The sequence below is a fragment of the Nocardia canadensis genome (assembly GCF_032656385.1).
Lineage (GTDB): Bacteria > Actinomycetota > Actinomycetes > Mycobacteriales > Mycobacteriaceae > Nocardia > Nocardia canadensis.
The window spans coordinates 1,896,188-1,917,816 of sequence record NZ_JAVCWB010000008.1 but is presented as its reverse complement, the minus strand read 5'-3'; the positions used below and the strand labels follow the sequence as shown (position 1 = coordinate 1,917,816).

Below are 21,629 nucleotides of genomic sequence, written 5' to 3'. Positions count from 1 at the left end.
CGGCGACGGGCAGACACGCGACATTCGTCCAATCGTCGCGCCCCGCGGCGGCGCAGAATCGGTGCATGGCGATGACATGGGAACAGGTGGTCGCGGTGGCGACGGCGCTACCGGGTGTCGAGGAAGGCACCTGGTGGCGCACTCCGGGACTGAAAGTCGGTGGCAAGGGCTTCGCGCGGTTACGCGTCGAGGCCGAGGGCGGCCTGGCCCTGCTGTGTGAACCGGCCGAGAAGGAAGCGCTGCTGGCCGCCGGCGACCCGGCGTTCTATACGACACCGCACTACGACGGGCATCCGTTCATCCTGATCGATCTCACGGCGGTCGATCCCGACCAGCTCGCCGAACTCGTCGACAGTGCCTGGTGGCTGCGGGCGCCGGCCCGGATGCGGCGCGAACGGCAGGGCGCGGCGGGGACGTCGTTGTCCCGGCGCGACGGGTAGCTCAGTCCCGTTCGGACAATTCGCGCAGGCGGGCAAGGGTTTTCGCGAGGATGCGCGAGACGTGCATCTGGGAGATTCCCAGCTGGGCGGCGATCTGGGTCTGGGTCATCGATTCGAAGAAGCGCATCGTCAGGATGCGGCGCTCGCGTTCGGGCAGCCCGGCCAGCAGCGGACGAACCGCGATGTACTCCTCGACCCGGTCGAACTGCGATTCCTCCTCGCCCAGGGTGTCGAGCAGCGACGCGTCGCTGTCGCGACCGACCGACGCGGCATCGATCGAGGTCGGCTGATACGCGTTGCCCGCGATGACCGCCTGGGTGACCTCGTCGGGGTCGACCTCGAGCTCGGCCGCGATCTCCTTCGCGGTGGGGGAGCGGCCCAGCCGTTGCGACAGCTGGTCGACCGCGGCCCCGATCCGGAGGTGGGTCTCCTTGACCCGGCGCGGGACCCGCATCGCCCAGGTGTTGTCGCGGAAGTAGCGCCGGACCTCACCCATGATCGTGGGCACCGCGAAGGACAGGAAGTTCGAGCCGCGGCTGAGGTCGAACCGGTCCACCGCGTGCACCAGGCCGACACGCGCCACCTGCGACAGATCGTCGAACGGTTCGCCGCGACCGCTGAACTTCCTGGCGATGTGGTCGGCCAGGGGGATGCAGCGGTTGATCAGCGCGTCACGCGCCACCGCGTGCTCGACGCTGCCGGGCGTGGTCGCCGCCAGCCGCTCGAACAGGACGCTGACGTCGTCGTATCCAGAGACCGGTTCCTCGGTCTCGGTGTCGTCGACGGTGTCCTCGGCGGGGTTCTCCGGTTCGGTGACGGTGTCGGCGCGGGTCTCCTGGTCGGGCTTGTGGTCTTCGGTGGTGTCTTCGCCGTGCACTACGCCTTCCCCCGGACCCGACGGAATCGGACCGTCGTCGGATAGCCGGACACGGCCGCGTCGAAGCCCGCCTGATCGGCGGTCACCTCGTCGCTGAGCGTGCGCAGCACATGCCAGCCGAAGCTGCGCTGGTCGGGCATGCCCTCGGTCGCGGCCACCCCGTCGACGCGCACCAGCAGTTCGGTGTCACCGACGACGAATTCGCAGGTGAGCGCCGAATCGGGCGCGGCGATCGCGATGAGCGTCGAGCAGACCTCGTCCACGGCCAGGCGCACGTCGGCGACCTCGTCGAGGGTGAAATCGCTGAGTAGGACCAGGGTTTCGGCCAGCCCGCGCAGGATCGGCAGCTGGTTCAGTGATGCTGCTACGCGAATCTCCACCGGGGCGCTGAACAGCCCTTGTTCCGCCGAAAAATTGGTCACCCTATGGAGGCTACCCACATCCCGGCAGGGCAATCACCATTTGGTCGCTACACTTGCGCGCTGTGTCCACACCGACGTTCACCCGCCCGGCCGCGCCGATGATCGCCCCGTCCATCCTGTCTGCGGACTTCGCGAATTTGGCCGCCGAGGCCGCCGCTGTCGAAGGATCCGACTGGCTCCACGTCGACGTGATGGACGGCCATTTCGTGCCGAACCTCACACTCGGCCTGCCCGTCGTGCAGAGTCTGCTCAAGGCGACCGACATCCCCTTCGACTGCCACCTGATGATCGACGACCCGGGCCGCTGGGCGCCGGGCTACGCCGAGGCGGGCGCCTACAACGTCACCTTCCACGCGGAGGCGACCGACGACCCGATCGCGGTGGCCCGCGACATCCGCGCCGCGGGCGCCAAGGCCGGGCTCTCGGTCAAGCCGAACACCCCGATCGAGCCGTACCTGGAAATCCTCAAGGAATTCGACACCCTGCTCGTGATGAGCGTGGAACCCGGCTTCGGCGGGCAGTCGTTCATCCCGGGCGTGCTGGAGAAGGCGCGGATCGTGCGCAATCTCGTCGACGCGGGCGAATTGCGGCTCGTCGTGGAAATCGACGGCGGCATCAATACCGACACCATCGAACAGGCCGCCGCGGCCGGCATCGATTGTTTCGTCGCCGGCTCGGCCGTCTACAACACCGCCGATCCCGGCGCCGCCGTGCAGACCCTGCGCAGCATGGCGACGTCGGCTTGGCTGTAGCGCGCGAATCCGGTCAGAGGGAGCGGAGTTTGCGGGTGCCCAGCGCCCGCGCCGCGTCGATCACGGCGTGCAGCGGGGGCCGGTTGTCGGCGGCCTCCGGAGCCTGCACCCAGGTGCGGTAGCCGGTGCGCTCGTCGTCGGGCGAGGGCAGCACGATCTGGCTGCCGTTGCACGCGACCGTGGCGTAGAGCCGGAACAACTCGGCGGAGGCGGTGGCGGTCAGGGTCTCGGGGCGGCACGGGCCGGTCAGGAACGTCCAGCGCCTGGCCCGTGGGTGGTCGACCACCGGGCCCGCGATCGCGGCGCCGCGCAACCGGGCCTGCACCCGCTCGCCGAGATCACCCGGCATGGTGACCGCGCCGTAATGCGCGCCGATCTGGAGCAGAATGCGACGGGAGTCCGGATCGATCGTCGCGGGCAGGTGGAGTTCCCGCCGATAACGGACGCAACGAATTTCCAGCGTGGAATCGACCAATGTGCTCACGCGGCACCCCCACATCTTTCGAACCTGTTGTGACCCACAGTGTTGTCTGACTTCCTGGAGTGGTGGACTATCCCTGGGTCGAACTCCCCGCGGCCTGGCCGCAGGTCGGATGCGCCACCGACCTGCCCATGATCATCAGTTGAACGGCAAGAATCGGTGACGTAACAATATTGCGTCAATGGCATCCGCGGCGCAAGCATTCGAATCACCGTGTTTCGAGTTCGGAATTCCGGGGTAAAAGCCAGGTTAGAGCCGTGGAGTGAATGGCCGGGACCGGTTCGCCGAAAATTCGATTGAACGATTACCGCCGGAATGATTAACGGTGGGGTTGCGTCATGTCGATGTCTGTTTGCCGACCGTTCGATGCGCCGCCGCTCGTTTTCCCGGACGTGATCATGCTCGAGGTCTGATTCGACCCCGACCCGTCGGGGCTCACGGACCCCGCCACTAGGCTGTGCGCGAGCGGGTACCGCCGGGAATAGCGGCCACGCACCTGCTGTTGGGCCCAACGGGTACGGATGACGCGACAAGGGAGTGCAGGCATGTTCACAGGGATCGTCGAAGAGCTGGGCGAGATCGTCGCCACCGAACAGCTGGCCGACGCCGCCCGGTTGACGATCCGCGGCAAGCTGGTGACTTCCGATGCCGGACACGGTGATTCGATCGCCGTCAACGGTGTCTGTCTGACCGTGGTCGACGTGGTCGACGGCGACAGCTTCACCGTGGACGTCATGGCCGAGACACTGAACCGGTCGAGCATCGGCGCGCTGGTCGCCGGCTCCCGGGTCAACCTCGAGCGGGCCGCGGCGCTCGACAGCCGCCTCGGCGGTCACCTCGTGCAGGGCCACGTCGACGGCACCGGCACCGTCCTCTCGCGGACCCCGTCGGAGAACTGGGAGGTCGTGCGGATCTCGCTGCCCGACGCGATCGCGCGGTATGTGGTGGAGAAGGGCTCGATCACCGTCGACGGTGTCTCCCTCACCGTCTCGGGCCTCGGCATCGCCGACGAGCCCGCCGCGGACGGCAATCGCGACTGGTTCGAGGTGTCGCTGATCCCGACCACGCTGGCGCTGACCGTGCTGGGCACCGCCCCGGTCGGCACCATGGTGAATCTCGAGGTCGATGTGATCGCCAAGTACGTGGAGCGACTCGCCCAGCGCGGATGACCACCAGGCGGCATGCGGTCATCGGAACCACCGATCGCACGTCGTAATGTGGTATCCGATGCGAATCGAGGCCGGCAGGCCGAGAAACACGCGGCCCCGGCCGCCAAGATTACGGAGCAAGCAGACGTGACCAGGTTGGACAGCATCGAGCGCGCGGTCGCCGATATCGCGGCCGGTAAGGCTGTCGTCGTCGTGGACGACGAGGATCGTGAGAACGAGGGCGATCTCATCTTCGCGGCCGAGAAGGCCACCCCGGAGCTGGTCGCGTTCATGATCCGCTACACCTCCGGTTACATCTGCGTGCCGCTGACCGGCGACGACTGTGACCGCCTCGGCCTGCCGCCCGCCTACGCGATGAACCAGGACAAGCACGGCACGGCCTACACCGTCTCGGTCGACGCGCGCGAGGGCATCACCACCGGCATCTCCGGCGCGGACCGCGCGGTCACCATGCGGCTGCTGGCCAGCGCCCAGGCCAAGGCCGACGAGTTCACCCGGCCGGGTCACGTGGTGCCGCTGCGCGCCAAGGACGGCGGCGTGCTGCGTCGCCCCGGCCACACCGAGGCCGCGGTCGATCTGGCCCGGATGGCCGGACTGCGCCCGGCGGGCGTGATCTGCGAGATCGTCAGCCAGAAGGACGACGGCCACATGGCCCGCACCGACGAGCTGCGGGTCTTCGCCGACGAACACGACCTGGCGATGATCTCGATCGCCGACATGATCGCCTGGCGGCGTAAGCACGAGAAGCACGTCGTGCGGGTGGCCGAGGCGCGGATCCCGACCGCGCACGGCGATTTCAAGGCGGTCGGTTACCAGAGCATCTTCGACGAGGCCGAGCACGTCGCGCTGGTGCGCGGCGACATCGCCGACGGCGAGGACGTGCTGGTGCGCGTGCACTCCGAGTGCCTGACCGGCGACGTCTTCGGTTCGCTGCGCTGCGACTGCGGTCCGCAGCTGGACGCGGCGCTGGAGATGGTCGACGCCGAGGGCCGCGGTGTCGTGCTCTACATGCGCGGGCACGAGGGCCGCGGCATCGGCCTGATGCACAAGCTGCAGGCCTATCAGCTGCAGGACACCGGCCGCGACACCGTCGACGCCAACCTCGATCTGGGCCTGCCCGCCGACGCGCGCGACTACGGCACCGGGGCGCAGATCCTGGTCGACCTCGGCATCCGGTCGATGCGTCTGCTCACCAACAACCCGGCCAAGCGTGTCGGGCTCGACGGGTACGGCCTGCGGATCACCGAGCGGGTGCCGATGCCGCTGCGCGCCAACGCCGAGAACCTGCACTACCTGCGCACCAAACGGGATCGGATGGGCCACGACCTGATCGGCCTGGACGACCTGGATCTGGGCGAAACCGCGCAGTGATCACCACGCACACTCCCGAAAGGCGACAACGATGAGCGGCACGGGTGTCCCGTCCTTCGCGCTGGCCCAGGCCAAAGACCTCAAGCTCGGCATCGTCGCCTCGCGCTGGCACACCGAGATCTGCGACACCCTCGTCGCCAACGCGCAGCGGGTCGCGAAGGAAGCCGGCGTCGAGCAGGTGACCGTGGTGCGCTGCGCCGGTGCGATGGAACTGCCGGTGGTCGCCCAGGAACTGGCCCGCACGCACGACGCCGTCGTCGCGCTGGGCGTGGTGATCCGTGGTGGCACACCGCATTTCGAGTACGTGTGTGACGCGGTGACCGCGGGCCTGACCCGGGTGTCGCTGGACGCGGCCACTCCCGTCACCAACGGTGTGCTGACCACCAACGACGAGGAGCAGGCGCGCGACCGCGCCGGGCTGCCCGGTTCGGCAGAGGACAAGGGCGAGCAGGCCTGTGCCGCCGCCCTCGACGCCGCGCTCACCCTGCGCGCGCTGCGATCGGCGTGACCGTGCCGGTGGTGCGGACCTGGCGGCGCGGTTCGGGTGCCCCCGAACCGGAGTCGGCCTGGGAGTTCGAGGTCCGTCCGCGCCGGGCGATCCGGACCTCGGTGGTCGTCGCGATCGTCATCCTGGTCTTCTTCACCTTCGGCGGTCTGCTGCTGCGCACCGGCTCGACCGGTGTGAATTTCCGCTTCGCCGACCAGATCGCGATGATCCTGATCGGCGTGCTGGGCGCGGCCGCGGTCCTGCTGCTCACCCGTCCCCGGGTGCGCGCGGGCGCCGCGGGCGTCTCGGTCCGCAACATCCTCGGTGACCACGAGTACCCCTGGTCCTACATCCGTGGCGCGTCCTTCCCCGACCGCAAGTCCTGGGCCCGCCTCGAACTGGCCGACGACGACTACGTCCCCATGCTCGCGATCCGCTCCAACGACAAGTCCCACGCCGCCGACGCCATCGAACGCCTCCGCGAACTCGGCGCCAAGTACACCGCACCCGGCACCGACCCGGCTCGGTAGTCTCGCGGGCATGACGCCCGCGTAGGTCCTGGCCGCCGCCTTCGCCGACGACCCACTGATGAGCTACGTCTGGCCGGACCCGGCACGCCGCCGAAAAGCGTTGCCGCTGCTGTGGGAATCGCGTCTCGCCTCTCGTCGCCGGCACGGCGCGGTCGACCTCGCCTACGCCGACGACGGCTCCGTCGCCGCCGTCGCGATGTGGGAGCCGCCCGGGGTGGAGTCGACCCTCGCCAAGCGGATCACGCTGCTGCGTGCCCTCGGCCGGAGCCTGCCCAAGGCGCTGCCCGCGCTGCGCAGTATCGACGGCACCCGGCCGCACGAGCCGCACCTGTATCTCGCGACCATCGGCACCCGCCCGGATCGGCAGGGTCGTGGGCACGCGGCCGAGCTGATCCGGCGGCGCATGGACAGCGCCGCCGGGCCTGCGTTCCTGGTGGCGACCCGGGCGTCGAACGTGCCGTTCTACGAGCGGTTCGGCTTCCGGGTGACCGACCCGGTGCGGGTGGCCGAGGTCGAGCTGTATCCGATGGGGGCGCGGCCTTAGCGGGTGTCGCCGAGGACGGCGCCTTCGCGGCGGGGGTCGGCGCCGCCGATCCAGCCGTCCTTGCCGTCCCGTTGCAGGGCGCTCAGGCCGCTCGATTGCGGTGCTACCGAGACCTGGTGGCCCATCGCGCGCAGGCGCTGGACGAGGGGGTCGTGGTCGCCGTTGTCGGTGGCGTCGATGGCGGGGTGTTCGCCGCCGATGCCGGTGACCGGGGTGTTGCCCGCGCCGAAGGAGACGCCCGAGACCGCCTGCTGGGGGTCCAGGCCCCAGTCCAGGGTGTTGATCAGGGTCTTCACCACGAACTGGATGATCACCGAGCCGCCGGGGGAGCCGGTGACCAAGGTGAGGTCGCCGCGGTTGCCCGCGTCGTCGCGGTCGAAGACCAGGGTGGGCGCCATCGAACTGCGCGGGCGCTTGCCGGGCTGCAGGCGGTTGGCCACCGGGGTGCCGTCCGGGTCGAGCGGGTCGGCGGCGAAATCGGTGAGCTGGTTGTTGAGCACGAAACCGTCGACGAAGTGGAACGAACCGAACGCCGACTCGACCGTGGTGGTCATGGCGGCGGCGTTGCCGTACTTGTCGACGACGGAGATGTGGCTGGTGCCGTGCTCGGGCGGCTGCGGGCCGTTGCCCAGCGGGACCGGCCCGAGGTCGCCCGGCTTCGCGGTGCCCATACTGCGCTGCGGGTCGATCAAGGTGGACCGCTGCTTGAGGTACTGCGGATGCACCAGCGAGAGCACCGAATTGCCCGGCAGTGGAACGAAATCCGGGTCGGCGACGTACTTGTTGCGGTCGGCGTAGGCGAGCCGCTCGGCCTCGGAGATCAGGTGCACGGCCTGCGCGTCGGGCCGACCGCCGTCGGCGTCGAGGTCCTGGGGGCGCAACGACGGGATGTCGAAGTTGGCCAGGATGCCCAGCGTGGCGGCGACGGTGCTGCCGCCCGAGGACGGCGCGGGCATGCCGCACAGCTCGAACTTGCGGTAGCCGGTGCACAGCGCGGTGCGCTTCTTGGCCTGGTACCCGGCCAGATCGCCGGCGGTCAGCAGGCTGGGCGTGCGCCCGCCCGCGGTGCTGCCCGCCGCCTCGACGATGTCCTGGGCGATGGCGCCGCTGTAGAACGCCTGCGCGCCGTCGCCCGCGATCGCGGACAGCGTCTTGGCCAGGGCCGGGTTGGTCAGGACGGTGCCGGACTTCTTCGGCGAGCCGTCCGCCTCGAGGAAGTACCCGCGGGCGTCCTCGTCGGCGGCCAGGTCCTTGGCCGACTCGGCGATCTGGCCCGCCAGCCGGGGACTGATCTCGAAACCGCTGTCGGCCAGGCTGATCGCCGGGTCGAACAGTTCCTTCCACGCGGTCAGCCCGTGGTCGCGATGGGCGAGTTCGAGCATCCGCAGCACCCCGGGCACTCCGATCGAGCGTCCGCTGGCCCGGGTGTTCGGGGCCGGTTCGGTGCGGTCGGTGTCGCTGACCCAGCGCAGGTAGTTCTCGGTGGCCGCGGCGGGCGCGGTCTCGCGGCCGTCGTAGGCCTCGACGGTGCGTGACTTCGCGTCGTAGTGCACCAGGAACGCGCCACCGCCGATGCCGGAGGCCTGCGGCTCGACCAGCCCGAGCACCGCCTGTGCGGTGACCAGCGCGTCGGCAGCGGTGCCGCCGTCCCGCAGTACCCGGCACGCGGCCTCGGTGGCCAGCGGGTTCGCGGTGGAGACCGCGTAGGTGCGGGTGCGCACCGCGGTCATGCCCGAGCGGTAGCCCGACGCGATCTCCGGGTTCGTGCTGAGGTTCTGCGTGGTCGGGGCGTTCGTCGCCGGAGCGGCCGAGACGGGCGTACCGTTCGGCGTACTCGTGCACTCGGCTGCCGCGGAGTCCTCGGACGAGCAGCCCGTCAGCAGACCCACCGTGAGAAGTCCGGCCGCCGCGGCCCCGATCCACGTCTGTCGCCTTGGCGTCATCCTGGCAGCGTAACCCCGCGCGGCCCGGCCCGGCCGATTATTTCCCGGTGACGGGCACGCGAATGTTCGGTTGACGAACCAGTTTCCGCCCGGCGACCGGTCGCGGGCTCGCTACCCTGGCGACATGGACATCGACGCGGTGCTGTTCGACTTCTCCGGCACGGTCTTCCGCCTGGAGGACGATCGGACCTGGGCCGACGAGCTGATCGGCGACGACGGCACCCCGTTCGACGTCGCCGCGAAAGCCGAAGTGCTGCGCCGGATGACGGCCCCCGTCGAGCAGTTCATGACCTTCGACGCGGCGGGTCAGCATGCCTGGGACCACCGCGATCTCGACCCGGCCCTGCACCGGCACGCCTACCTCGAGGTGCTGCGCGGCTCCGGTGTCCCCGACACCCAGGCCACGCGCCTGTACGACCGCCTCATCGACCCGCTGGCGTGGACCCCGTACCCCGACACCGGCCTCGTGCTGGAAGCCCTGTCCGCCCAGGGCATTCCGATCGGCATCGTCAGCAATATCGCCTTCGACATCCGCCCCGCCTTCGCGAAACACGGCTGGGACGCACTGGTCGGCGCGATGACGCTGTCCTACGAGGTCGGCGCGATCAAGCCGAACGCCGCGATCTTCCGCGACGCCACCGACCGGCTCGGCGTCGACCCGGAACGGGTGCTGATGATCGGCGACAGCGCCGAGGCCGACGGCGGCGCCGCCGCGCTGGGCGCGCGGTTCGCCCTCGTCGAGCCACTGCCGACCGCTGACCGTCCGCGCGCCCTGATCGCGGCGCTCAGTGCCCACGGCATCGGTCTCGACGGCGCCGCGACCACCTGATCGGGGCGGGGCCGGCGAACCACCGCGGTACGACGGTCACCGGGAGCGCGCGTCCGCTCAGCGCTCGCGGGTGAACCAGGCCGAGGCCGTGGGACGCAGCAGCAGGGCGACGATCGCGCCGTTGGCGACGATGCCGACCGCACCCGGTGGGAGCCCGGTGAGGATCCCGGTGCACGAGACCAGCCCGGCCAGCCCGGCGACGCCGATCGCGGCCTTTCTGACGAGGTCGCCACCGCGTCCGAACAGCACCGCCAACGGGACCAGCGCGAACGTCGGCAGGTAGCCCGCGATCAGGACGCCGAGTGAACCGTGGGTGCCGAGCGCGACGGTGACCGCGATCAGCACGATGCCGACCAGCGTCGCGACGCAGGCGATCAACCGGGCACCGCGCACGCTGCCCGGCATCACCCCGGCCGGGGTCGCCTCGTCGTCGAACAGGTCGTCGGCGGGGAGGGTGGGCGCGTTGGTCATCGAAGGTCCTTTCCGGCACGGAGTCCGGGCCTCCACGCTACACAGCGCGTGCGCCCGGCCGGCCCACCGCCGGTGCGCGGTCGGCGGTGCCGTTCTGTCGGACGCGCTCGCTAGGCTGGATGGGTGGCAGATCCCGCGACGTACCGGCCGGCGCCGGGCACCATTCCCGTCGAACCCGGTGTCTACAAGTTCCGGGACGTGCACGGCCGCGTCGTCTACGTCGGCAAGGCCAAGAGCCTGCGCAGCCGGTTGAACTCCTATTTCGCCGACGTGTACTCGCTGCACCCGCGGACCAGGCAGATGGTGACCACGGCCGCGAGCGTCGAGTGGACCGTGGTGTCCACCGAGGTGGAGGCTCTGCAGCTCGAATACAACTGGATCAAGGAATTCGATCCGCGGTTCAACGTCCGCTACCGCGACGACAAGACCTATCCGGTGCTCGCGGTGACGCTCGACGAGGAGTATCCGCGGCTGTTCGTCTACCGCGGCGCGCGCAAGAAGGGCGTGCGCTACTTCGGTCCCTACGCGCACGCCTGGGCGATCCGCGAGACCCTCGACCTGCTGCTGCGCGTGTTCCCCGCGCGCACCTGTTCCAACGGAGTCTTCAAGCGGCACAACCAGATCGGACGACCCTGCCTGCTCGGCTACATCGACAAGTGCTCGGCGCCGTGCGTCGGTCGGGTCACCGCCGGCGAGCACCGCCAGATCGTCGACGACTTCTGTGACTTCCTCTCCGGCAAGACCGACAAGATGGTGCGCGCGCTGGAACGGCGTATGCACGAGGCCGCCGACGACCTGGACTTCGAGACCGCGGCCCGGCTGCGCGACGACGTGCAGGCGCTGCGGCGCGCGCTGGAGAAGCAGGCCGTGGTCCTCGGCAGCGGCACCGACGCCGACGTGATCGCCTTCGCCACCGACGAACTCGAAGCCGCCGTCCAGATCTTCCACGTCCGCGACGGGCGGGTGCGCGGCCAGCGCGGCTGGGTGGTCGACAAGTCCGGTGACGCGCTCGATGTCGCCGAGTCCGGCACCGAACTCGCGGCGCTGGTCGAGCAGTTCCTCACCCAGTTCTACGGCGAGCAGGCCGCGCTGGCCGACCAGAACGCCGACGGCGACGTGGTGGTGGTGCCGCGCGAGGTGCTGGTCCCCGAACTGCCCGCCGACGCCGAGGAGATCCAGGACTGGCTGAGCAGGCTGCGCGGCTCGGCCGTCTCGCTGCGCGTGCCGCAGCGCGGTGACAAGAAGGCGCTGGCCGAGACCGTGCAGCGCAACGCGGGCGAGGCGCTGGCCCAGCACAAACTCAAGCGCGCGGGCGATCTGACCTCCAGATCCCAAGCGCTGCAAGATATCCAGGATTTCCTCGATCTCGACAGCGCGCCCCTGCGGATCGAGTGCGTCGACATCAGTCACGTGCAGGGCACCGATGTCGTCGCCTCGCTGGTGGTCTTCGAGGACGGGCTGGCCCGCAAGTCCGACTACCGGCACTACGCGATCAAGGAGGCGGCGGGCGACGGCCGCTCCGATGACGTCGGCAGCATCGCCGAGGTGACCCGGCGCCGCTTCGCCCGGCTCGCCAAGGACCGGCAGCAGGCCGTCGACGTCGAGGTCGACGACGCCGACGAGCCGACCTCGCGCCCCGGGGTCGATCCGACCACCGGCAAGCCGCGCCGCTTCGCCTATCCGCCGAACCTCTACGTCGTCGACGGTGGCGCGCCGCAGGTCGCCGCGGCCGCCGAGGTGCTCGACGAACTCGGCATCACCGATGTCGCGGTGATCGGCCTGGCCAAGCGCCTCGAAGAGGTGTGGGTGCCGGGCGAACCCGACCCGGTGATCATGCCGCGCAACAGCGAGGCGCTCTACCTGCTGCAACGCGTGCGCGACGAGGCGCACCGCTTCGCGATCACCTTCCACCGCAGCAAGCGCTCGCGCCGGATGACGGCCTCGGCGCTGGACTCGGTGAAGGGACTCGGTGAGGCGAGGCGGACCGCGCTGGTCACCCACTTCGGTTCGGTCGCCCGGATCAAGGACGCGACTGTCGACGAGATCACATCGGTGCCCGGCATCGGGGTCTCCACGGCGAAAGCAGTGCTGGAAGCGCTGAACAGCCCGTAGCCGAGGAGGGGCGGATCGCAGGACGCAACATTGCGAGTGCCGTACGTTGTGTGTCTGCGCCCGATACCCGAACCGGTGCGGGATGATCGAAAGGCACCCAGAAACGGATCCGGTAGGACATGACACGCGTCGAATCGAACAATAATGCGGGGGCGGTACCCGGACAGGCCGGGGCGGTCTCCGATACACAGCAACCAGTAGAAGTGGTCATCGTGACCGGCTTGTCCGGCGCGGGCCGCGGCACCGCCGCGCGCGTATTGGAGGATCTCGGCTGGTACGTCACCGACAACCTGCCGCCCGAACTGATCGGGCGGATGATCGAGCTGGGCGCCGCCGCCGAACCACCGATCCGGCGTCTGGCGCTGGTCATGGACGTGCGCAGCCGTTTCTTCACCGGTGACCTCTCCGGTGTCACCGAGCAACTGCGCTCGGCGGGCATCCGGACACGAGTGCTGTTCCTCGAGGCCTCCGACGACGTGCTGATCCGGCGATTCGGTTTCGCCCGGCGCAGGCATCCACTACAGAGCGACAGCCCCGACGGCACCCTTTCGGCCGGTCTGACCGCCGAGCGGGTCCGGCTCGCGGCGGTCAAGGCGGCGGCCGATGTCGTCATCGACACCACCGAGCTGTCGATCCACCAGCTGCACCGCAAGCTGGAGGAGGTCTACGGCGCGGGCGCGCCCGCCGCGCTGCAACTGACCGTGCAGTCGTTCGGGTTCAAGTACGGTGTTCCACTCGACGCCGACATGGTGTTGGATGTTCGATTCCTGCCCAACCCGCATTGGATTCCCGAACTGCGGGAACACACGGGTCAGGAATCGGTGGTCAGCGACTACGTGTTGTCGAGGCCGGGTGCGCAGGACTACCTGCAGACCTGCCACCATCTCGTCGACCTGACCACGACCGGATACCGCCAAGAGGGGAAGCGATACATGACGGTGGCAGTGGGGTGCACCGGCGGCAAGCATCGCAGCGTCGCGATCGCCGAGGCACTCGGTGAGCGCATCGGCGCCGATACCGGGCACGCGGCCGTGGACGTCGTCCGCGTCGTGCACCGGGATCTGGGGCGCGAATGAGCGGATGGGAAGCCGACCCAGCCGTCGTCGCGCTGGGCGGCGGACACGGGCTCTACGCGACCCTGACGGCGGTCCGCAGGCTGACCAGGCGGATCACCGCGGTCGTCACGGTGGCCGACGACGGCGGGTCTTCGGGCAGGCTGCGCGGCGAACTGGGCATGCTGCCGCCGGGCGACCTGCGGATGGCGCTGGCCGCGCTGTCCGAGGACGCCGACGGCGTGTGGACGACGACGGTGCAGCACCGCTTCGGCGGCACCGGCGCGCTGGCAGGCCATTCGGTGGGCAATCTGATCCTGGCCGGCCTCACCGATGTCCTCGGTGATCCGGTGGCCGCACTCGACGAGGTGGGCAGACTGCTGCGGATCACCGGCCGGGTGCTGCCGATGTCGCCGGTTCCGCTCGACATCGAGGCCGAAGTCTCGGGCCTGGAATCGGATCCGCGGATCGGGCGCAGTGTGCGGGGCCAGGTTGCGGTGGCGACCACGCCGGGTAAGGTCCGGCGGGTGCGGCTGATTCCGTCCGATCCGCCTGCCAGCCCCGAGGCCACCTCGGCCATCGAGCACGCGGATGTCGTTGTGCTGGGCCCGGGTTCATGGTTCACCAGCGTCATCCCGCATGTGCTGGTGCCGCAACTGCACGACGCGCTGGTACACACCAGGGCACGCAAGGTGCTCGTGTTGAACCTGGCCGCCGAGCCGGGCGAGACGGCCGGCTTTTCCGCCGAACGTCACCTGCATGTATTGTCCCAGCACGCACCGGATTTCGCGGTCGACGAGGTGCTCGTCGACTCGGCGTCGGTGCCCGAGGGGCGGCAACGGGAACATGTGGCAAGAGCCGCCGAACAGTTGCGCGCACGGGTAACGTTCTGCGATGTCGCCGAGCCGGGAACGGATCGGCATCATCCCGGAAAACTTGCCGCCGCACTGGATCAGCTGATCCGGGCGCCGCGGCCGCAACTGGCAGGGCTTCGAGTCGAGGGACGGCACACGGGATCGGATGTGCGTTCCGGGTCGGTGGGAAAGGAGCGCGTCTCGTGGCGATGACAGCCGAGGTGAAGGACGAGCTGAGCAGGCTCGTGGTGTCGCAGGTCAGCTCGCGCAAGGCGGAATTGTCTGCCCTGCTGCGATTTGCGGGCGGTCTGCACATCGTCGGGGGCCGGGTGATCGTCGAGGCCGAGGTGGACATGGGTTCCATCGCGCGGCGACTGCGCCGGGAGATCTTCGAGCTCTACGGGTACGGCTCCGACGTGCACGTGCTCGGCGCGGGAGGGTTGCGCAAGACCTCCCGCTACGTGGTGCGGGTGTCGAAGGAGGGTGAGGCGCTGGCCCGTCAGACCGGTTTGCTCGACGTGCGCGGACGCCCGGTTCGCGGCCTGCCCGCCCAGGTGGTGGGCGGCAGTATCGGCGACGCCGAAGCGGCCTGGCGCGGAGCGTTTCTCGCGCACGGCTCGCTGACCGAGCCGGGCCGGTCCTCGGCGCTCGAGGTGAGCTGCCCCGGCCCGGAGGCCGCGCTGGCCCTGGTCGGTGCGGCTCGTCGGCTCGGCATCACCGCCAAGGCTCGTGAGGTGCGCGGCACCGACCGAGTCGTGGTGCGCGACGGCGAGGCGATCGGCGCCCTGCTCACCCGGATGGGCGCGCAGGACACCAGGCTCACCTGGGAAGAGCGCCGGATGCGCCGCGAGGTCAGGGCGACCGCGAACCGGCTCGCCAACTTCGACGACGCCAACCTGCGTCGGTCGGCGCGGGCGGCCGTCGCCGCGGCCGCGCGGGTGGAGCGGGCGCTGGAGATCCTCGCCGACGACGTGCCCGACCATCTGGCCGCCGCGGGCAGGCTGCGGGTCCAGCACCGGCAGGCCTCGCTCGAGGAGCTGGGGCAGCTGGCCGAGCCGCCGATGACGAAAGACGCGGTGGCGGGCCGGATCCGGCGCCTGCTGTCGATGGCCGATCGGCGGGCCAAGGACCTGGGTATTCCCGACACCGAGTCGGCGGTGACGGCGGAGCTGCTCGACGACGCGTAACCCGGGCATTCGCCGTGCGCTGTGGCGAATCCGACGTTTAGGGCAGAGCGGTCATACATGACCGCTCTGCCCTCTATTCTGTGGTTCCCGCAGGCAGGGGGCCGGGAACCTCACAAATCGCAGGTGGCTGTCGTGAAGCCGGTGTCGGCTACTACTGTGGTTCCCGTCGGAATGAATCCGCTTGAAAGCTGAGGAGCGATAACGTGACTGTCCGGGTAGGTATCAACGGCTTCGGTCGTATCGGACGTAACTTCTTCCGTGCGGTGGAGGCGCTGAAGGCTGTCGGCAAGACCGATATCGAGATCGTCGCGGTCAACGACCTCACCGACATCAACACCCTCGCCACGCTGCTGAAGTACGACTCCATCCTGGGTCGGCTGCCGCAGGACGTCTCCGTCGACGGTGACGTGATCGTCGTGGGCGAGCAGCGCATCAAGGCGCTGGCCATCAAGGAGGGCCCGTCGGCGCTGCCGTGGGGTGACCTGGGTGTCGACATCGTCGTGGAGTCGACCGGCATCTTCACCGACGCCGCCAAGGCCAAGGGCCACCTGTCCGCGGGCGCCAAGAAGGTCATCATTTCCGCGCCGGCCTCCGGCGAGGACATCACCATCGTGATGGGCGTCAACGACGACAAGTACGACGGCAGCCAGAACATCATCTCCAACGCCTCGTGCACCACCAACTGCCTCGGCCCCATCGCCAAGGTCCTCAACGACGAGTTCGGCATCGTACAGGGCCTGATGACCACCATCCACGCGTACACCCAGGACCAGAACCTGCAGGACGCGCCGCACAAGGACCTGCGTCGCGCCCGCGCCGCGGCCCTGAACATCGTGCCCACCGGCACCGGCGCGGCCAAGGCCATCGGCCTGGTGCTTCCCGAGCTGCAGGGCAAGCTCGACGGCTACGCGCTTCGCGTTCCGGTCCCGACGGGCTCGGTCACCGACCTGACCGCGACCCTGGCGAAGCCGGCCACCATCGACGAGATCAACGCCGCGATGAAGGCTGCCGCCGAGGGCCCGCTGCAGGGCATCCTGAAGTACAACGTGGACCCGATCGTGTCCAGCGACATCGTCACCGACCCGCACTCCTCGATCTACGACGCCCCGCTGACCAAGGTCATCGGCAACGAGGTCAAGGTCGTGTCCTGGTACGACAACGAGTGGGGCTACTCCAACCGCCTCGCCGACCTCATCGGTCTCGTCGGCAAGTCGCTCTGACCGCGATGACTGTTCAGACACTGCAGGATCTCCTGGCCGAGGGTGTCGAGGGCCGGGGCGTGCTCGTGCGCTCCGACCTGAACGTCCCCCTCGACGACAACGGACAGATCACCGACCCGGGCCGCATCATCGCCTCGGTGCCGACCATCCAGGCGCTGGTGGAGGCCGGCGCCAAGGTGGTCGTCATGGCCCACCTGGGCCGCCCCAAGGGCGAGCCGGACGCCAAGTACTCGCTGGCCCCCGTGGCCGTGAAGCTGGCGGAGCTGCTGGGCCGCAACGTCCAGCTGGCCGGTGACGTGGTGGGCTACGACGCGCTCTCGCGTTCGGAAGGCCTCACCGACGGCGACGTGCTGCTGCTGGAGAACGTGCGTTTCGACGCGCGCGAGACCAGCAAGGACGACGCCGAGCGGGCGAAGCTGGCGGCCGCCTATGTCGAGCTGGTCGGCGACGACGGCGCGTTCGTCTCCGACGGTTTCGGTGTGGTGCACCGCAAGCAGGCCTCGGTCTACGACGTCGCCCAGCAGCTGCCGCACTACGCGGGCACGCTGGTGGCGGCCGAGGTCGAGGTGCTGCAGAAGCTCACCCAGGACCCGGCTCGTCCCTACGCCGTGGTGCTCGGCGGCTCCAAGGTCTCCGACAAGCTCGCGGTCATCGAGGCGCTGGCCCCCAAGGTCGACACCCTGGTGATCGGCGGCGGCATGTGCTTCACCTTCCTTGCCGCACAGGGCCTTTCGGTGGGCACCTCGCTGCTGCAGGAAGAGATGATCGACACCTGCAAGGATCTGCTCGAGCGCTTCGGCGACGTGCTGCACCTGCCGGTCGACATCGTCGCGGCCGACAAGTTCGCCGCCGACGCCGATGCGAAGACCGTCGCCTCGACCGAGATCCCCGACGGCTGGATGGGCCTGGACATCGGCCCCGAGTCGGTGGCCCGGTTCGCCGCGCTGCTGACCGAGGCGAAGACGGTGTTCTGGAACGGCCCGATGGGCGTGTTCGAGTTCGAGAAGTTCGCCGCGGGCACCCGCGGGGTGGCCGAGGCCATCGTGACCGCGACCGGCAAGGGCGCGTTCACCGTGGTGGGCGGCGGCGACTCGGCGGCCGCCGTGCGCACGCTCGGCCTGCCCGACGACGGCTTCTCGCACATCTCCACCGGTGGTGGCGCGTCCCTGGAATATCTGGAAGGCAAAGAGCTGCCCGGTATTTCGGTGCTGGAGGGCTGAGCGATGGCACGTAAGCCGCTCATCGCGGGCAACTGGAAGATGAACCTCAACCACCTCGAGGCCATCGCGCTGGTGCAGAAGGTGGCCTTCGCGCTGCCGGAGAAGTACTTCGCCAAGGTCGACGTGTCGGTGATCCCGCCGTTCACCGACCTGCGCAGTGTGCAGTCGGTGGTCGAGGGCGACAAGCTCCTGCTCACCTACGGCGCGCAGGACGTGTCGGTGCACGACTCGGGCGCCTACACCGGTGAGATCAGCGGGTCGATGCTGGCCAAGCTGGGTTGCACCTTCGTGGTGGTCGGGCACTCGGAGCGTCGTCAGTACCACAACGAGGACGACGCGACCGTGCTGGCCAAGGCCAAGCAGGCGCTGAAGAACGAGATCACCCCGATCGTCTGTATCGGTGAGGGTCTGGGCATCCGCGAGGCGGGCACGCACGTCGAGTACAACCTCGAGCAGCTGCGCGGTTCGCTGAAAGGCCTGACGGCCGAGCAGATCTCGCAGGTCGTCATCGCCTACGAGCCGGTCTGGGCGATCGGTACGGGCAAGGTCGCCTCGGCGGCGGACGCGCAGGAAGTCTGTGGCGCGATCCGGGCCGAACTGGCCGAGTTGGCCTCGCCGGAGGTCGCCGCGGGTGTCCGCGTGCTCTACGGCGGTTCGGTCAACGCCAAGAACGTCGGCGAGCTGGTCGGTCAGGCCGACATCGACGGCGCGCTGGTCGGCGGCGCTTCGCTCAAGGCGGACGAGTTCGCCACCCTGTCGGCGATCGCCGCGGGTGGGCCGCTGCCCTGATCGGGTAGAGCCACGCACAGGGCCGGAAACCGACGAGGTTTCCGGCCCTGTGTCGTTCGCCGCTACTGCGCGTGCAGGACCAGGCCGTTGCCGTTGTCGTTGCGCAGGGTGAGGGTGTCGCCGTCGATGGTGGCGGTCGTGCGGCCGTCGAGGGCGCGCAGCACGCTGCTCTCCACCTCCATGACCTCCGGCGCGCACATCATCTTGGTGGTGGCGATCGCGAAGTTCACCGCGTCGCCGGGGCCGACGCCGGCCGTGCCGGTCATCCGGTTGCAGCCGGCCATGCCGTTGACGGTGCCGCCCTCGCCGATCGTCAGGTTCGGGCTCACTTCGTCGAGGGTGGTGGAGCGGACCTGTCCCTGCGGCGTGATCAGCGTGGTGACCACCCAGGTGGTGCCGGTCAGCGGCTTGTCCGGGGTGACGATCTTCTTGTCGGTGAGATGGACGGTGACCGACGTGCCGGTCAGTGTCAGTTTGTCGCCGTCGAGGCGCCAGGTGGGGGCGGACTCCAGGAAAGTGTTCTGCCAGGCGTCGGCGCGGCCGCGCTCGCCGGCGCACGCCATCATGGTGCCCGCCAGCGGGGACGTGCGCAGGACGTGGTCGCTCAGGTCGACGGTGCCGCTGCTGGTGTTGCAGCCGGAGTTCGCCGAGATACGGCCGTCGGCGAAGGTCAGCGTCATCGGGCCGCCGCCGGGGATCGTGTCGCCGTCCACCTCGGTGGAGATATACGTGTGTCCCATCGGGGTGGCCGTGTCGTCGGGTGCCTTCGGCTCCTCGGCGGACGAACAGGCCGTGGCCGCGGCGGTGGCGAGCACACAGAGCGCGGCGAGACGGATCAGTGTTGCCGACATGTCGCCCATCGTACGTCTCGGGGTGCGGCGAATCCGTCGTCCGACCGCACCGGGTCGCGCACCGTTGCGCACCCGTTCCCGGTCGTTCGCCAGGGATATGCTCGGCGGGTGAGCAGCGTGGCGGCCGAACCGGTGTCGACGTGGGCGCCGTTGCGGTCGCCGGTGTACCGGGCGCTGTGGATCGCGCAGCTGGTGTCGAATCTGGGCACCTGGATGCAGACGGTCGGCGCGCAGTGGATCCTGGTCGACGCGCCGAACGCGGCGGCCCTGGTGTCGTTCGTGCAGACCGCGCTCGCGCTGCCGGTGATGCTGCTGTCATCCCGTCCGGGGTGCTCGCCGATCTGGTCGATCGGCGCAGACTGCTGATCGGTGCGCAGACCGGCATGGCGCTGGCCTCGCTGACCCTCACCGTGTCCACCGCGACCGGGCACACGACGCCCGCGGTCCTGCTGACCCTGCTGTTCCTGCTCGGCTGTGGACAGGCGCTCACCGCGCCCGCCTGGCAGGCGATCCAGCCCGAGCTGGTGCCGCGCGACCAGATCACCTCCGCGGCGGCGCTGGGCAGCATGAGCGTCAATATCGGCCGCGCGGTGGGGCCCGCGGTGGCCGGTGTGATCGTCTCGATCGCCGGGCCGACAGTGGTCTTCGGGTTCAACACCGTCTCGTTCGTCGGCATCGTCGTGGTGCTGCTGATGTCGACGTGGCCGACGCGGCCGCGCATCCTGCCCAGCGAACGTCCGCTCGCGGCGCTACAGGCGGGCACCCGGTTCATCCGCGCGGCGCCCGCGATCCGGCGGGTGCTCTTTCGCGCCATCCTGTTCATCGCGCCGGCGAGCGCGGTGTGGTCGCTGCTGCCGGTGATCGCGCACGATCGGCTGGGCCTGGCCTCCGACGGCTACGGCTTGCTGCTCGGCGCGCTCGGACTCGGCGCCGTCTGCGGCGCGCTGGCGCTGTCCCGGCTGCGGGTGCTGTTCACGCCCACCCAGCGGCTCGCGCTGGCGGCGGTGCTGTTCGGACTCGGCGCGGTGGCGACCGCGCTGGTGCCCAGCGTGCCGGTCGTGCTGATCCTGCTGATCGGGGCGGGGCTGGCCTGGCTGCTGGCGATGTCGACGCTGAACTCGACGATGCAGCTGCTGTTGCCCGCCTGGGTGCGGGCCCGCGGGCTGTCGGTGTACATGCTGGTGTTCATGGGTGGGCAGGCCATCGGCTCACTGCTGTGGGGCCTGGTCGCCGGCGCGTACGGTGCGGTGGCGGCGCTGCTGATCGCGGCGGTCCTGCTGGCCTGCTGCGCGGTGAGCACGGTGTGGTGGCCGATCCGGCACAACGTGGAGGAGATCGACCTCTCCCCGGCGGCCTTCTGGCCGGAACCGCAGCTCGTCGTCGAACCCGACCCGGAGGACGGCCCGGTCCTGGTGATGCGCGGCTACGACGTGCCGCCCGAGGACGTCGCGGTGTTCACCGAGTCGATGGCGCTGGTCGGGCGGTCCCGCCAGCGCACCGGGGCGATGGAATGGCGGCTCTACCGTGATGTCGGCACCGTCGACCGATTCGTCGAGGCGTTCGTCGTGCGGTCGTGGGCCGAGCACATGCACCAGCATCGGGTCCGCCTGACCGCGCGTGACGAGGAGATCGAGCTGATGGTCGCGGGCTGGTCGGCCGGGGCGCAGACGGTCTCCCACCTGGTCGCGGTCGAGCCTGGTTAGACCCACCGCCCGTCGACCCCATAGGATGGTCGCCATGTCGCTGTTCCTCGATATCCTCCTTGTGATCACCAGCGTGCTGTTGGTGCTGCTGGTGCTGCTGCACCGCGCCAAGGGCGGCGGCTTGTCCAGCCTGTTCGGTGGCGGCGTCCAGTCGAGCCTGTCCGGCTCCACCGTGGTCGAGAAGAACCTCGACCGCATCACGATCTTCGTCGGCCTGGTCTGGCTGATCGCGATCCTCGGCATCGGCCTGGAGATCAAGTTCGCCTGAGTTCGCCCGAACTCCGCGCTCGACCCTGCCGCCACGCACCGCGTGACGGCAGGTTTT

22 protein-coding genes and 1 pseudogene are annotated in these 21,629 nt (G+C 69.6%); 17 read left to right on the top strand and 6 right to left on the bottom strand.

What is annotated here, in order from left to right; genetic code table 11:
* Positions 1-65 precede the first annotated feature (65 nt).
* Positions 66-440 (top strand): MmcQ/YjbR family DNA-binding protein, encoded by a 375-nt coding sequence (locus Q7X29_RS22740; protein WP_218718266.1) that lies wholly within the window; start codon positions 66-68, stop codon positions 438-440.
* Position 441: 1 nt separating this feature from the next.
* Here the strand turns inward: Q7X29_RS22740 and Q7X29_RS22735 are convergent, their stop codons facing one another.
* Entirely contained in the window at positions 442-1,317 is an 876-nt protein-coding gene (locus tag Q7X29_RS22735; protein ID WP_218718265.1) for an RNA polymerase sigma factor SigF, read from the bottom strand.
* Positions 1,317-1,739, bottom strand: a complete 423-nt coding sequence (locus Q7X29_RS22730; RefSeq protein WP_218718264.1) for an ATP-binding protein — start codon at positions 1,737-1,739, stop codon at positions 1,317-1,319. The genes Q7X29_RS22735 and Q7X29_RS22730 overlap by 1 nt, the downstream gene beginning before the upstream one ends.
* Before the next feature lie 98 nt (positions 1,740-1,837).
* Here Q7X29_RS22730 and rpe point away from each other — a divergent pair, with 98 nt between their 5' ends.
* Entirely contained in the window at positions 1,838-2,491 is a 654-nt protein-coding gene (gene rpe, locus Q7X29_RS22725) for a ribulose-phosphate 3-epimerase (protein ID WP_218718275.1), read from the top strand.
* A 13-nt stretch (positions 2,492-2,504) separates the two neighbouring features.
* Here the strand turns inward: rpe and Q7X29_RS22720 are convergent, their stop codons facing one another.
* Positions 2,505-2,975, bottom strand: a complete 471-nt coding sequence (locus Q7X29_RS22720; protein WP_308248466.1) for a hypothetical protein — start codon at positions 2,973-2,975, stop codon at positions 2,505-2,507.
* A gap of 542 nt (positions 2,976-3,517) precedes the next feature.
* Between Q7X29_RS22720 and Q7X29_RS22715 the strand changes: the two genes are divergently transcribed.
* The 5 genes from Q7X29_RS22715 (at position 3,518) to Q7X29_RS22695 (ending at position 7,073) form a co-directional block, all read left to right on the top strand.
* Positions 3,518-4,141, top strand: a complete 624-nt coding sequence (locus tag Q7X29_RS22715) for a riboflavin synthase (protein ID WP_218718262.1) — start codon at positions 3,518-3,520, stop codon at positions 4,139-4,141.
* A gap of 126 nt (positions 4,142-4,267) precedes the next feature.
* Positions 4,268-5,512, top strand: coding sequence for a bifunctional 3,4-dihydroxy-2-butanone-4-phosphate synthase/GTP cyclohydrolase II (locus Q7X29_RS22710; protein WP_218718261.1), 1,245 nt, complete (start codon positions 4,268-4,270; stop codon positions 5,510-5,512).
* Positions 5,513-5,543: 31 nt separating this feature from the next.
* Entirely contained in the window at positions 5,544-6,020 is a 477-nt protein-coding gene (gene ribH / locus Q7X29_RS22705) for a 6,7-dimethyl-8-ribityllumazine synthase (RefSeq protein WP_218718260.1), read from the top strand.
* Positions 6,021-6,031: 11 nt separating this feature from the next.
* Positions 6,032-6,529, top strand: coding sequence for a PH domain-containing protein (locus Q7X29_RS22700; protein WP_394358715.1), 498 nt, complete (start codon positions 6,032-6,034; stop codon positions 6,527-6,529).
* 58 nt (positions 6,530-6,587) lie between these two features.
* Positions 6,588-7,073: a GNAT family N-acetyltransferase gene (locus Q7X29_RS22695; protein ID WP_316575307.1), complete on the top strand. Its 486-nt coding sequence runs from the start codon at positions 6,588-6,590 to the stop codon at positions 7,071-7,073.
* Here Q7X29_RS22695 and Q7X29_RS22690 read toward each other — a convergent pair.
* Positions 7,070-9,016, bottom strand: a complete 1,947-nt coding sequence (locus Q7X29_RS22690; RefSeq protein WP_316575306.1) for a gamma-glutamyltransferase family protein — start codon at positions 9,014-9,016, stop codon at positions 7,070-7,072. The two genes, Q7X29_RS22695 and Q7X29_RS22690, sit on opposite strands and share 4 nt — an antisense overlap.
* Before the next feature lie 124 nt (positions 9,017-9,140).
* Between Q7X29_RS22690 and Q7X29_RS22685 the strand changes: the two genes are divergently transcribed.
* Positions 9,141-9,845 carry an HAD family hydrolase gene (locus Q7X29_RS22685; protein ID WP_218718256.1) on the top strand — a complete coding sequence of 235 codons (705 nt, stop codon included), beginning with the start codon at positions 9,141-9,143 and terminating at the stop codon, positions 9,843-9,845.
* 57 nt (positions 9,846-9,902) lie between these two features.
* On the opposite strand, the gene Q7X29_RS22680 is transcribed toward Q7X29_RS22685, so the two are convergent.
* Entirely contained in the window at positions 9,903-10,316 is a 414-nt protein-coding gene (locus Q7X29_RS22680) for a hypothetical protein (RefSeq protein WP_218718255.1), read from the bottom strand.
* 123 nt (positions 10,317-10,439) lie between these two features.
* Here Q7X29_RS22680 and uvrC point away from each other — a divergent pair, with 123 nt between their 5' ends.
* The 7 genes from uvrC (at position 10,440) to tpiA (ending at position 18,750) form a co-directional block, all read left to right on the top strand.
* Positions 10,440-12,428, top strand: a complete 1,989-nt coding sequence (gene uvrC, locus Q7X29_RS22675; protein ID WP_218718254.1) for an excinuclease ABC subunit UvrC — start codon at positions 10,440-10,442, stop codon at positions 12,426-12,428.
* A gap of 119 nt (positions 12,429-12,547) precedes the next feature.
* Positions 12,548-13,504: an RNase adapter RapZ gene (gene rapZ, locus Q7X29_RS22670; protein WP_255587660.1), complete on the top strand. Its 957-nt coding sequence runs from the start codon at positions 12,548-12,550 to the stop codon at positions 13,502-13,504.
* The gene (locus Q7X29_RS22665; protein ID WP_218718253.1) at positions 13,501-14,547 is read left to right on the top strand and encodes a gluconeogenesis factor YvcK family protein; all 1,047 of its coding nucleotides are present in this window, start codon (positions 13,501-13,503) and stop codon (positions 14,545-14,547) included. The genes rapZ and Q7X29_RS22665 overlap by 4 nt, the downstream gene beginning before the upstream one ends.
* Positions 14,538-15,521: a DNA-binding protein WhiA gene (gene whiA, locus Q7X29_RS22660; protein ID WP_019047780.1), complete on the top strand. Its 984-nt coding sequence runs from the start codon at positions 14,538-14,540 to the stop codon at positions 15,519-15,521. Before Q7X29_RS22665 ends, whiA begins: the two co-directional genes overlap by 10 nt.
* Positions 15,522-15,724: 203 nt before the next feature.
* The gene (gene gap, locus Q7X29_RS22655) at positions 15,725-16,741 is read left to right on the top strand and encodes a type I glyceraldehyde-3-phosphate dehydrogenase (RefSeq protein ID WP_218718252.1); all 1,017 of its coding nucleotides are present in this window, start codon (positions 15,725-15,727) and stop codon (positions 16,739-16,741) included.
* A 5-nt stretch (positions 16,742-16,746) separates the two neighbouring features.
* A complete protein-coding gene (locus tag Q7X29_RS22650; protein WP_316575305.1) occupies positions 16,747-17,961 on the top strand; it encodes a phosphoglycerate kinase in 1,215 nt (404 codons plus the stop codon).
* A 3-nt stretch (positions 17,962-17,964) separates the two neighbouring features.
* Positions 17,965-18,750: a triose-phosphate isomerase gene (gene tpiA, locus Q7X29_RS22645; protein WP_255587656.1), complete on the top strand. Its 786-nt coding sequence runs from the start codon at positions 17,965-17,967 to the stop codon at positions 18,748-18,750.
* A 62-nt stretch (positions 18,751-18,812) separates the two neighbouring features.
* Here the strand turns inward: tpiA and Q7X29_RS22640 are convergent, their stop codons facing one another.
* Positions 18,813-19,601 carry an META domain-containing protein gene (locus Q7X29_RS22640; protein ID WP_255587655.1) on the bottom strand — a complete coding sequence of 263 codons (789 nt, stop codon included), beginning with the start codon at positions 19,599-19,601 and terminating at the stop codon, positions 18,813-18,815.
* Positions 19,602-19,718: 117 nt separating this feature from the next.
* On the opposite strand from Q7X29_RS22640, the pseudogene Q7X29_RS22635 reads away from it, so the two are divergent.
* A pseudogene (locus Q7X29_RS22635) lies at positions 19,719-21,304 on the top strand (MFS transporter).
* Positions 21,305-21,338: 34 nt separating this feature from the next.
* The gene (gene secG / locus Q7X29_RS22630) at positions 21,339-21,572 is read left to right on the top strand and encodes a preprotein translocase subunit SecG (RefSeq protein WP_218718250.1); all 234 of its coding nucleotides are present in this window, start codon (positions 21,339-21,341) and stop codon (positions 21,570-21,572) included.
* Positions 21,573-21,629 lie beyond the last annotated feature (57 nt).

Excerpts from the sequence above, each read along its gene's own strand:
- Q7X29_RS22650 (WP_316575305.1), top strand. The coding sequence starts at position 16,747 with ATGACTGTTCAGACACTGCAGGATCTCCTGGCCGAGGGTGTCGAGGGC.
- secG (WP_218718250.1), top strand. The coding sequence starts at position 21,339 with ATGTCGCTGTTCCTCGATATCCTCCTTGTGATCACCAGCGTGCTGTTG.
- Q7X29_RS22680 (WP_218718255.1), bottom strand. The coding sequence starts at position 10,316 with ATGACCAACGCGCCCACCCTCCCCGCCGACGACCTGTTCGACGACGAG.
- tpiA (WP_255587656.1), top strand. The coding sequence starts at position 17,965 with ATGGCACGTAAGCCGCTCATCGCGGGCAACTGGAAGATGAACCTCAAC.
- Q7X29_RS22715 (WP_218718262.1), top strand. The coding sequence starts at position 3,518 with ATGTTCACAGGGATCGTCGAAGAGCTGGGCGAGATCGTCGCCACCGAA.
- ribH (WP_218718260.1), top strand. The coding sequence starts at position 5,544 with ATGAGCGGCACGGGTGTCCCGTCCTTCGCGCTGGCCCAGGCCAAAGAC.
- Q7X29_RS22690 (WP_316575306.1), bottom strand. The coding sequence starts at position 9,016 with ATGACGCCAAGGCGACAGACGTGGATCGGGGCCGCGGCGGCCGGACTT.
- Q7X29_RS22640 (WP_255587655.1), bottom strand. The coding sequence starts at position 19,601 with ATGTCGGCAACACTGATCCGTCTCGCCGCGCTCTGTGTGCTCGCCACC.
- Q7X29_RS22695 (WP_316575307.1), top strand. The coding sequence starts at position 6,588 with ATGAGCTACGTCTGGCCGGACCCGGCACGCCGCCGAAAAGCGTTGCCG.
- Q7X29_RS22685 (WP_218718256.1), top strand. The coding sequence starts at position 9,141 with ATGGACATCGACGCGGTGCTGTTCGACTTCTCCGGCACGGTCTTCCGC.
- Q7X29_RS22665 (WP_218718253.1), top strand. The coding sequence starts at position 13,501 with ATGAGCGGATGGGAAGCCGACCCAGCCGTCGTCGCGCTGGGCGGCGGA.
- rapZ (WP_255587660.1), top strand. The coding sequence starts at position 12,548 with ATGACACGCGTCGAATCGAACAATAATGCGGGGGCGGTACCCGGACAG.
- rpe (WP_218718275.1), top strand. The coding sequence starts at position 1,838 with ATGATCGCCCCGTCCATCCTGTCTGCGGACTTCGCGAATTTGGCCGCC.
- Q7X29_RS22740 (WP_218718266.1), top strand. The coding sequence starts at position 66 with ATGGCGATGACATGGGAACAGGTGGTCGCGGTGGCGACGGCGCTACCG.